An 11,723-nucleotide genomic window follows, 5' to 3' on the forward strand; every position below is an offset into this window, starting at 1 on the left:
GGGTGGTGCAGATGAAACAAAGAATTTTGACGGGTGTTCTGGCAGCTGCAGTGTTTTTACTTGCAGTGATTTATGGACAAATGCCATTTACCCTGCTGATTTATTTAATGGGAAGTGTCGCTCTCTTTGAGCTTCTTAGAATGAAAAAGATTTCGATTTTCAGCTTTCCTGGCATTGTCAGCTTAATATTGCTTTGGCTTTTAATGGGCGGAGAAAATAGCTTCTTCCCGAACGTAGACGCATCAAAAATGCAGATTGCTTTATTTGCAGTCTTAATCCTTTTAACTTATACAGTTCTGAGCAAAAACTCTTTCACATTCGATGAGGTTGCTTTTGTTATATTAGCCACATTATATATTGGCGTTAGTTTCTATTATTTTATTCAAATTAGAGGCTTGTATGGTATGAGTGCGATCTTCTTCGCAGCGGTGATTATTTGGTCCACTGACTCAGGTGCCTATTTTATTGGGAAATCTATGGGGAAACGAAAGCTTTGGCCAGAGATCAGCCCAAACAAAACAGTAGAAGGATTTATCGGCGGAATCGTCACAGCGGTCGTGTTGTCACTTGTGTTCCAGGCGGTTACAGGATTTTTGCCATCATATCTGCTTGTTATGTTTATTACTCTTTTGCTCAGTATTTTTGGACAGCTTGGCGACCTTGTGGAATCTGCTTTAAAGCGTCATTACCATGTGAAGGATTCAGGGACAATACTCCCAGGTCATGGCGGAATTTTGGACAGGTTTGACAGCTTTTTATTCGTTCTGCCGTTTTTATATTTATTGCTGGCCACGTTTGCAAGCTAACCTCATAGAAACTAATTGAACGAGAGAAGGAGTGGCAATTTGAAATATATTTCGCTATTAGGCGCAACAGGATCAATTGGAGAACAAACATTAGATGTGATCAGGCAGCATCCAGACAAATTCAAGTTGAAAGCGATGACGTTTGGCAGAAATATAGACAAGGCCATCCCTATCATTGAACAATTTCAGCCTGAATTTGTTGGATGTGTAGACGAAGCGACCTATCGCACGTTAAAAGGTCATTCATTTCAATACGATGTCAAAATGGCTGCGGGTGATGAAGCAAACATCGAAGCAGCGACCTATGATGCAGTGGATGTTGTGGTCAATGCACTGGTAGGAAGTGTCGGACTTGTACCGACATTAAAAGCCATTGAACAAAAAAAGACGATCGCACTTGCAAATAAGGAAACACTTGTGACAGCTGGTCATATAGTAAAAGAGTACGCCAAAAAGTATGACGTGCCTTTACTTCCTGTCGATAGTGAACACTCCGCTATTTTTCAATCCCTGCAAGGTGAACAAGCTAAAAACATTGAACGCTTAATCGTCACAGCTTCAGGCGGCAGTTTCCGAGATAAAAAACGCACGGAGCTTGAAGGTGTAACGGTAGAAGAAGCGCTAAATCATCCGAACTGGTCCATGGGCGCAAAAATCACGATCGATTCAGCGACCATGATGAATAAGGGGCTTGAGGTGATTGAGGCGCATTGGCTGTTTGATATCCCATACGATCAAATTGATGTGCTGTTACATAAAGAGAGCATCATCCATTCCATGGTGGAATTCCATGACAAAAGTGTCATGGCTCAGTTAGGTACACCTGACATGAGGGTTCCGATTCAATACGCGCTCACTTATCCTGATAGAGCGCCATTAAAAGAAGCGAAATCATTAAACCTTTGGGAGATTGGACAATTAAATTTCCAAAAAGCGGATTTTGACAGGTATCGCTGCTTACATTTTGCTTATGAATCAGGTAAAATAGGAGGGACACTGCCTACTGTGCTTAATGCAGCCAATGAAATAGCTGTTGATGCATTTTTAAAAGGCAAAGTAACGTTCCTGCAAATTGAAGAATTGATTGAAAAGGCACTGAACAGACATCATGTGATTTCAACGCCTAGTTTGCAAGATATCCATGAAGTGGACAAAGATACACGAGACTTTGTTCAATCAATCCTCGCATAAGGTGGTATGTTCGTGAATACAGTGATTGCGTTTATTATTATTTTTGGAACGCTCGTTTTTTTCCACGAGCTTGGCCATTTAATTATGGCGCAGCGCGCAGGCATTTTATGCCGCGAGTTCGCAATTGGTTTTGGACCGAAGATTTTCTCCTTTAAACGAAAAGAAACCGTCTATACCATCAGACTTCTGCCAATCGGCGGATTTGTTAAAATGGCTGGAGAAGACCCTGAAGTCATTGAAATTAAACCGGGTCATACAGTGGGGCTCTTATTCAATGAGCAAAATGAAGTAGAAAAAATCATTTTAAATGATAAAGAAAAATATCCTGATGCACTTGTCATTGAAGTTGAACAAATTGATTTAGATCATGCGATGAGAATTTCAGGATATGAGGCTGGAAATGAAGACATTCTGACTGGCTACAATGTAAGCCAAACAAGCTTCTATATTGCAGATGGTGAAGAAATTCAAATTGCGCCATACAACCGTCAGTTTGGTTCAAAAACAGTATGGCAGCGTATTAAAGCCATTGCAGCTGGACCGATTATGAACTTTATCCTGGCATATGTGATTCTAGTGGCTTTAGGATTTATTCAAGGTGTAACCGTGGATGATCCTGTACTTGGTAAGCTGACAAAAGACGGCCGGGCAGCGCAAGCCGGGCTTATGCAGGGAGATCATATCGTTTCAATTAACGGGGATAAAATGAATTCTTGGACAGACGTTGTTCAAACGGTTCAAAAGAACCCAGATAAAAAAATGAATGTCGTCATTGACCGAGATGGCAAAGAAAGCACCATTCAAGTTGTACCGGAAGCTGTGAAGGCCGAAGGAAAAACCATTGGCCGTTTTGGCTCTTACCCGCCAACAGAAAATGGCTTTCTCAAAGTCATCTCATCCTCAGGAACGACAGTGATATCAACAGCAGGTCTCATCTTAACGAACTTGCAAAAGATTGTCACAGGACAATTTTCATTAGATATGCTTGCAGGTCCTGTTGGAATATATGATATGACAGGAGAAGTAGCGAAACAAGGTGTGTTAACATTAATGCAGTTTGCTGCGTTTCTTAGTATCAACTTAGGGATCGTGAATTTATTACCGATTCCTGCATTAGACGGAGGAAGATTACTTTTCCTATTCGTTGAAGCCATTCGCGGCAAACCAATTAATCGTGAGAAAGAGGCACTTGTTGTCTTCATTGGTGTTGCGTTCCTCATGCTATTAATGCTAGTAGTGACATGGAATGACATCCAGCGATTATTTTTATAAAAACCAATGTCTCTTGTTTCTCATTCTGGGAAACAAGAGTTTTTGTGAGAAGTCCTATTTCTTAAATGAGGTGTAACGACATGAGACAATCCTTGACTTTCATTCCAACTCTTCGAGAGGTGCCGGCAGATGCTGAGGCAAAAAGTCATCAGCTATTAGTAAGAGCTGGATTTATTAGACAAAACACGAGCGGTATTTATCATTACCTGCCGTTAGCACATAAAGTGATTCAGCACATTCAAGCCATTGTTCGCAAGGAAATGGAAAAGGCGGGAGCAGCTGAGCTGTTAATGCCAGTGCTGCAGCAAGCAGAAATGTGGCAAGAGTCAGGAAGATGGTATACATACGGTCCAGAACTCATGCGTATGAAAGATCGTCACGGCCGCGAGTTTGCACTTGGCCCAACACACGAAGAAGTGATCACATCACTCGTACGCAGTGAAGTCAAATCGTATAAAAAGCTTCCTTTGACACTTTATCAAATCCAATCTAAATTCCGTGATGAACAAAGACCTCGCTTTGGGTTATTGCGCGGACGTGAATTTATTATGAAGGACGCCTATTCATTCCACTCTTCACCAGAGAGCCTTGATGACACATACAACAAAATGTTTACAGCTTACTCGAATGTCTTTTCAAAAGTAGGTCTTAACTTTAGACCCGTCATTGCCGATTCTGGGGCAATGGGAGGAAAAGATACACATGAGTTTATGGCACTGTCAGAAGTAGGAGAAGATACAATCGCATACTCTGACACATCTTCCTACGCTGCGAACATTGAAATGGCTGAGGCTGTGTATCACGGAGAAGAAGCAAACCCTGCGGACTTCAAAGAACTTGAGAAAGTACACACGCCGCAGGTGAAGACGATACAAGATGTTGCGTCATTCTTAGAAGTGGCTCCTTCTACATGTATCAAATCTGTCTTGTTTAAAGCGGACGATGCGTATGTACTTGTCCTGACAAGAGGCGATCATGAAGTAAATGATGTGAAAGTGAAAAACTTAGTTGGAGCACAGCTTGTAGAGCTTGCTTCACGTGAGGAAGTACTAGACGTGATCGGAACAGAACCAGGATTTGTTGGACCAGTGAAGCTTGAAGCGGAAGTAACGATTTATGCAGACCACGCTGTCAAAGGAATGACAAATGCAGTTGCAGGTGCAAATGAATCGGATTATCACTATGTCAATGTCAATCCTGCTCGTGATCTATCAGTGAAGGAATATACAGATCTTCGCTTGATTCAAGAAGGAGACGTTTCTCCAGATGGTGAAGGCACAATCCAGTTCGCAAAAGGAATTGAAGTAGGACAAGTCTTTAAGCTAGGCACACGTTATTCAGAGGCAATGGATGCAACATACCTCGATGAAAATGGACGTGCGCAGCCAATGATCATGGGCTGCTATGGCATCGGAATTTCTAGAACCCTTTCTGCGATTGTTGAACAACATCATGATGACAAGGGGATTATTTGGCCAGAAACAGTTGCGCCATATGATCTTCATCTACTTGCCTTAAATATGAAAAACGATGCACAAAAGGAACTGGCTGAAACGCTGTATGAGCGTTTACAGGAAGAGGGCTATGAAGTCCTTTTCGATGACCGCCAAGAGCGTGCAGGCGTCAAATTTGCCGACAGTGACTTAATTGGACTGCCAATTCGCATTAGCTGCGGGAAACGTTCAGAAGAAGGTATTGTCGAAGTGAAATTTAGAAAATCAGGTGAATCACACGAAGTATCTGTTGATGAACTGATTTCATTTATACGCCAAGCATAAAAAACGAACAAAAAAATGAAGGTACCTCCTGCAAAAAAGAGGTACCTTTCTGATTTGCAAAAGGAGGGTCCTGTCTTGGATGAACAATTACCGATTACCCGGCGGCAATTTCATATATTACTCAATCAGATTCAAATGACAGATGATGACCTCAGCCGTTACTTTGAAGAAGGCGAGATCGTCAAATTGACGGTGCATAAGGCGGCAAAAACGTGGCATTTCCTTTTTAAATTTAAGGCACTTTTGCCTTACAAAGTATATGCAATGTTTTTAAGCAGGCTGACAAATGCATTTTCTCATATCGCACAAGTCACTTGTACGATTGAAGTCAATGATCCGCACATATCTGAAGAGCTCGTTCAATCGTATTGGTCACATTGTGTGGAAGAGCTTCAAGGAATTTCTCCCCCAATCATCAGCTTGCTTCAACAGCAAAAACCAGCGCTGTCTGGACATAAGATCATCATCAAAACAAAAAGCGAAACTGAGGCTTTGGCCATCAAAAAGAAATATAGCCCAATGCTTCAGGCTGCATTTAAACAAGTCGGTTTTCCAGAACTTCAATTTGATACAGAAATTTTTGTATCAGATCAAGAGATTCAGAAGTTCAGAGAACAAAAACTTGCTGAAGATCAAGAAAGAGCCATGCAAGCCCTTGTTGAGATGGAGAAGAAGGAAAGTGAGGATCAAGAGGAAGCCCCTTCTGGCCCTCTGATGATTGGCTATCAAATCAAAGACAATGAAGAAATACGTACGCTTGATAGTATTATGGACGAAGAAAGACGAATCACCGTCCAAGGGTATGTGTTTGATGCAGAAACGCGCGAACTAAAAAGCGGCAGAACCCTTTGTATCTTTAAAATTACCGATTATACGAATAGTATTTTGATCAAAATGTTTGCGAGAGAAAAAGAAGATGCTCAGCTCATGAAATCCTTGAAAAAAGGGATGTGGGTCAAAGCAAGAGGAAGCATTCAAAACGATACGTTTGTGAGAGATCTTGTCATGATCGCAAATGACGTCAATGAAATGAAACCTCAGCTGAAAGAAGATACTGCACCAGAGGGAGAAAAGCGTGTTGAGCTTCATTTGCATTCGCCAATGAGCCAGATGGATGCTGTCACTGGCATCGGTAGACTTGTTGAACAAGCAAAAAAATGGGGGCATGAGGCCATTGCCCTGACAGATCACGCCGTTGTACAATCCTTTCCAGATGCGTATGCAGCAAGTAAAAAGCATGGCATCAAAATGATGTACGGGGTGGAAATCAATTTAGTCGATGACGGGGTGCCGATTGCGTATAATCCAGAGCACCGCTTGTTAGAAGATGCGACGTTTGTCGTATTTGATGTTGAGACAACGGGACTCTCTGCTGTGTATGATACGATCATTGAGCTTGCAGCTGTGAAAATCAAAGGCGGGGAAATCATTGACCGCTTTGAGGCATTTGCAAACCCTCATCATCCGTTATCAGCAACAACCATTGAACTAACCGGTATCACGGATGACATGGTGAGAGATGCACCAGATGTGGTCGATGTTGTTCGAGATTTCAAAGAGTGGATTGGACAAGATATCCTTGTTGCTCACAATGCGAGCTTTGATATGGGCTTTTTAAATGCAGCATATAAGCGCCTGTTAAAAACAGATAAAGCGTCAAACCCTGTCATTGATACACTAGAACTCGGCCGATTCCTTTATCCTGAATTTAAAAATCACCGGCTGAACACGCTGTGTAAAAAGTTCGATATTGAACTCACGCAGCATCACCGGGCGATTTATGATGCAGAAGCAACTGGTTACCTCATGCTGAAGATGCTAAAAGATGCGGCTGAAAAAGAGATTGCTTACCACGATCAATTGAATGAAAACATGGGACAGTCCAATGCGTATCAGCGCTCACGTCCTTACCATGCAACCGTGATTGCACAAAATGAGACGGGTCTAAAGAATTTATTTAAGCTTGTCTCACTTTCTCATATTCATTATTTCTACCGCGTGCCGCGTATCCCTCGCTCACAGCTTGAGAAATATCGAGAAGGTTTAATTGTTGGGTCTGCTTGTGATAAGGGTGAAGTGTTTGAAGGGATGATGCAGAAGTCACCTGATGAGGTAGAAGACATTGCCGCATTTTACGACTATTTAGAAGTTCATCCGCCAGAAGTGTATCAGCATTTACTCCAGCTGGAGCTTGTTCGGGATGACCGTGCATTAAAAGAGATCATCACAAACATTGTGAAACTTGGTGAAAAACTGAATAAACCAGTCGTGGCGACTGGAAATGTGCACTACCTGCATCCAGAAGACAAAATTTATCGCAAAATCTTAATTTCATCACAAGGCGGGGCGAATCCGCTTAATCGTCATGAACTGCCAAAAGTTCATTTTAGAACAACTGATGAAATGCTAGAAGCATTCTCTTTCCTTGGAGACGAGAAGGCGAAAGAGATTGTCGTGACGAATACGCAAAAAGTATCTGAGATGGTCGAAAGTATTAAACCAATCAAAGACGATCTTTATACACCAAAAATCGAAGGTGCAGATGAAGAAATTCGGGAAATGAGCTATAACATGGCTCGCAGCATCTACGGTGACGATTTACCGAAAATTGTAGAAGACCGGATTGAGAAAGAATTAAAGAGTATTATTGGTCACGGTTTCGCTGTTATTTATTTAATTTCTCATAAGCTTGTTAAGAAATCACTTGATGATGGATATCTAGTTGGTTCAAGGGGATCAGTTGGTTCATCTCTCGTTGCGACATTAACAGAGATTACAGAAGTAAACCCGCTTGCGCCGCACTATGTATGTCCAAGTTGCAAGCACTCTGAGTTCTTTAATGACGGATCGGTTGGCTCAGGATTTGACCTTCCTGATAAAGACTGTCCTGAATGCGGGACGCCGTATAAAAAAGACGGCCACGATATTCCGTTTGAAACGTTCTTAGGTTTTAAAGGAGATAAAGTGCCCGATATCGACTTAAACTTCTCAGGAGAATATCAGCCGATTGCCCATAACTATACGAAAGAGTTGTTTGGTGAAGAGTATGTATACCGCGCAGGTACAATCGGTACCGTTGCAGAAAAAACGGCATATGGTTATGTGAAAGGCTACGCAGGAGATCATAACCTTCATATGAGAGGTGCTGAAATTGACCGGCTCGTACAGGGCTGTACGGGCGTCAAACGGACAACAGGCCAACATCCAGGCGGTATTATCGTCGTGCCGGATTATATGGACATTTACGATTTCTCACCAATACAATATCCAGCAGATGCGACAGGTTCTGATTGGAAAACGACGCATTTTGATTTCCATTCAATCCATGATAACTTGCTGAAACTAGATATTCTTGGACACGATGATCCAACGGTCATTCGGATGCTTCAGGACTTGAGCGGAATTGATCCAAAAACGATTCCGACAGATGATCCTGAGGTCATGAAAATCTTCCAAGGAACGGAACCTCTCGGTGTCACAGAAGAACAAATTGGATGTAAAACGGGAACACTTGGGATCCCAGAGTTTGGTACAAGGTTTGTTCGTCAGATGCTTGAGGATACAAAACCGACCACCTTCTCGGAGCTTGTTCAGATCTCTGGTCTATCTCACGGTACAGATGTATGGCTCGGCAACGCCCAAGAGCTGATTCATAATAAAACGTGTGAACTAAGCGAAGTGATTGGCTGTCGTGATGATATTATGGTCTATCTGATTTATCAAGGTTTAGAACCGTCACTTGCCTTTAAAATCATGGAATCTGTTCGTAAAGGGAAGGGACTTCCTCCTGAATGGGAAGAAGAAATGAAGAATAATAACGTACCGAACTGGTACATTGATTCTTGTAAAAAGATTAAATACATGTTCCCTAAAGCCCACGCGGCTGCTTATGTATTAATGGCTGTTCGGATTGCTTATTTCAAGGTGCACCATGCACTTCTGTACTATGCGGCTTATTTTACCGTTCGTGCTGATGATTTTGATATCGAAACGATGACAAAAGGATCGAATGCGATTCGAGCGGTCATGGACGATATTAACTCAAAAGGTCTTGATGCATCACCGAAAGAGAAGAACCTATTAACTGTACTAGAGCTTGCACTTGAAATGTGTGAAAGAGGCTATCACTTTAAAAAAGTAGACCTATACCGATCAAGTGCCACTGAGTTTATCATTGATGGAGACGGGCTAATCCCGCCATTCAACTCCATCCCTGGACTCGGAACAAACGTTGCGTTAAATATTGTACGCGCACGCCAAGATGGTGAATTCCTTTCAAAAGAAGATTTACAAAAACGAGGAAAAGTGTCTAAGACCATCCTTGAGTATTTGGATCGTCAAGGCTGCTTAGAAGCACTTCCTGATCAAAACCAGCTTTCTTTGTTCTAATGTGAAAAATGAAGAGCGCCCTTAAAGGGCGTTCTTTTTTATATATACAATAATATTATTATGTTAACTAAATATTTTAACTGGAATTATTTTCTTGTTGGTTCATATATCTTGATTTAACGTCGTGTTTTGAGAGAAGAGATTGTATGTCATTCTTTCTACCCAAATAGAGCAAAAAAGAGAATTTAGCCGTCTGAAATGTTCTCATACGACATATGATCATTTTGGGTACAGTCACATGAAGAATCAGGAGAAAACCCTCGGTGAGCGTCAAGCTGATGGCTGTTTACTATGCATATTTTTGAAACACGCTTGATTCTTTTCAACACTGTACAAAACACGAACGGAATAACAAGGAGGTGGTCATTTCTTGTTCAATGTTTCACGTTTAAGAAAAAAGAAGGGGTGAGAAGTAGGTACATGTCAGATTACAACTATGTAGAGGTGCTTCAAAAATCCATTTTGTTTTACGAAGCCCAGCGTTCCGGAAAGCTTCCTGAAAGCAATCGTCTTAACTGGCGAGGGGATTCTGGACTAGAGGATGGGAAAGATGTTGGTCATGATTTAACAGGCGGCTGGTACGATGCTGGTGATCATGTGAAGTTCGGACTTCCGATGGCTTACTCGGCAGCCGTGCTTGCATGGACAGTCTATGAGTACCGAGAAGCTTACGAAGAGGCAGAGCTGCTTGATGATATGTTAGATCAAATCAAGTGGGCAACCGATTATTTTTTGAAAGCCCATACAGGTCCAAATGAATTTTGGGCACAAGTAGGCGATGGGAACGCAGATCATGGCTGGTGGGGTCCAGCAGAAGTGATGCCGATGAACCGGCCGGCATTTAAAATTGATGAACATTGTCCAGGAACAGAAGTAGCCGCCCAAACCGCAGCCGCTTTAGCAGCAGGTTCAATTATTTTTAAAGAAACTGATGCGCCTTATGCAGCAAAGCTTCTCACCCATGCAAAACAGCTTTATGCATTTGCTGACCAATATCGCGGTGAGTATACAGATTGTGTCACCAATGCGCAGCCATTTTATAACTCTTGGAGCGGCTATATTGATGAGCTCATTTGGGGGGGAATATGGCTGTACTTGGCGACAAATGACCAGACCTATTTAAACAAAGCACTAAAAGCAGTAGAAGAATGGCCGAAGGATTGGGACTATACGTTTACGATGTCGTGGGACAATACCTTTTTTGCTTCGCAAATTTTACTTGCGAGAATCACAAAGGAGAAAAGGTTTATCGAATCGACGGAGCGTAATCTCGATTACTGGTCGACGGGTTTTGTTCAAAATGGAAAAGTAGAAAGAATCACTTATACGCCTGGCGGACTAGCGTGGTTAGATCAATGGGGTTCACTTCGTTATACAGCAAATGCTGCATTTTTAGCGTTTGTGTACGCAGATTGGGTCTCTGATCAAGAAAAAAAGAATCGTTACCAAACGTTTGCGATCAGGCAAACACACTATATGTTAGGGGATAATCCGCAAAATAGAAGCTATGTCGTTGGGTTTGGCAAAAATCCGCCGATGCATCCACACCATCGAACTGCACATGGCTCATGGTCTAATCAGCTGACAACTCCTTCTTCTCATCGGCACACGCTTTATGGAGCGCTTGTTGGGGGGCCTAATGCACAGGATCAGTATACCGATGACATCTCTGACTATGTATCAAACGAGGTAGCAACAGACTATAATGCCGCCTTTACTGGAAATGTAGCCAAAATGGTGCAGCTGTTTGGTCAGGGGCAGTCAAAGCTGCCGAATTTTCCGCCTAAAGAAAAAGTGGAAGATGAGTTTTTTGTAGAGGCAGCTGTCATGAGTAACGATACAACATCTACTCAAATCAAAGCCATTTTATACAATCGATCAGGCTGGCCGGCCAGAAGTAGTCAATCACTTTCTTTTAGATATTATGTCAATCTGAGCGAGATATTTGCGAAGGGATTCACTGATAAAGATATTCAAGTGACAGCTGTCTACAATGAAGGCGCTTCCTTATCTCCGTTAACGGTGTATGACGCATCATCCCATATCTATTTTACAGAAATCGATTTTACTGGCGTAGCTATTTTTCCAGGAGGCGAATCGCTTCATAAGAAGGAAATACAGTTCCGGTTATCTGCGCCAAATGGTGCGAATATATGGGATGCCTCAAATGATTATTCCTTTCAAGGATTAACATCTAATATGCAAAAAACAGCGAGAATTCCTGTTTTTGATCAAGGTGATTTAGTATTTGGTACGCTTCCGAATAAATAAATATAAAGGGTGAGGA

Annotated in this window: 6 protein-coding genes; all 6 read left to right on the forward strand. The window is 42.0% G+C overall.

Annotated features, from left to right (window positions below; all coding sequences use genetic code 11):
* Window positions 1-11: 11 nt before the first annotated feature.
* The 6 genes from NSQ17_RS08255 to NSQ17_RS08280 all read left to right on the forward strand — a co-directional run bounded on the left by NSQ17_RS08255 (window position 12) and on the right by NSQ17_RS08280 (window position 11,707).
* Window positions 12-806, forward strand: a complete 795-nt coding sequence (locus NSQ17_RS08255) for a phosphatidate cytidylyltransferase (protein ID WP_007499550.1) — start codon at window positions 12-14, stop codon at window positions 804-806.
* A gap of 39 nt (window positions 807-845) precedes the next feature.
* Window positions 846-1,997 carry a 1-deoxy-D-xylulose-5-phosphate reductoisomerase gene (gene dxr / locus NSQ17_RS08260; protein WP_342468006.1) on the forward strand — a complete coding sequence of 384 codons (1,152 nt, stop codon included), beginning with the start codon at window positions 846-848 and terminating at the stop codon, window positions 1,995-1,997.
* 6 nt (window positions 1,998-2,003) lie between these two features.
* The gene (gene rseP, locus NSQ17_RS08265) at window positions 2,004-3,269 is read left to right on the forward strand and encodes an RIP metalloprotease RseP (RefSeq protein ID WP_007499546.1); all 1,266 of its coding nucleotides are present in this window, start codon (window positions 2,004-2,006) and stop codon (window positions 3,267-3,269) included.
* Between the two features lie 80 nt (window positions 3,270-3,349).
* Window positions 3,350-5,047 carry a proline--tRNA ligase gene (locus NSQ17_RS08270; RefSeq protein WP_024720366.1) on the forward strand — a complete coding sequence of 566 codons (1,698 nt, stop codon included), beginning with the start codon at window positions 3,350-3,352 and terminating at the stop codon, window positions 5,045-5,047.
* A gap of 135 nt (window positions 5,048-5,182) precedes the next feature.
* The gene (locus tag NSQ17_RS08275) at window positions 5,183-9,436 is read left to right on the forward strand and encodes a PolC-type DNA polymerase III (protein ID WP_234879714.1); all 4,254 of its coding nucleotides are present in this window, start codon (window positions 5,183-5,185) and stop codon (window positions 9,434-9,436) included.
* 420 nt (window positions 9,437-9,856) lie between these two features.
* A complete protein-coding gene (locus tag NSQ17_RS08280; RefSeq protein ID WP_035392050.1) occupies window positions 9,857-11,707 on the forward strand; it encodes a glycoside hydrolase family 9 protein in 1,851 nt (616 codons plus the stop codon).
* The last annotated feature ends 16 nt before the right edge of the window (window positions 11,708-11,723 follow it).

The organism is Bacillus sp. FSL W8-0629 (assembly GCF_038593225.1).
GTDB classification, from domain to species: Bacteria; Bacillota; Bacilli; order Bacillales; family Bacillaceae; genus Bacillus; species Bacillus altitudinis.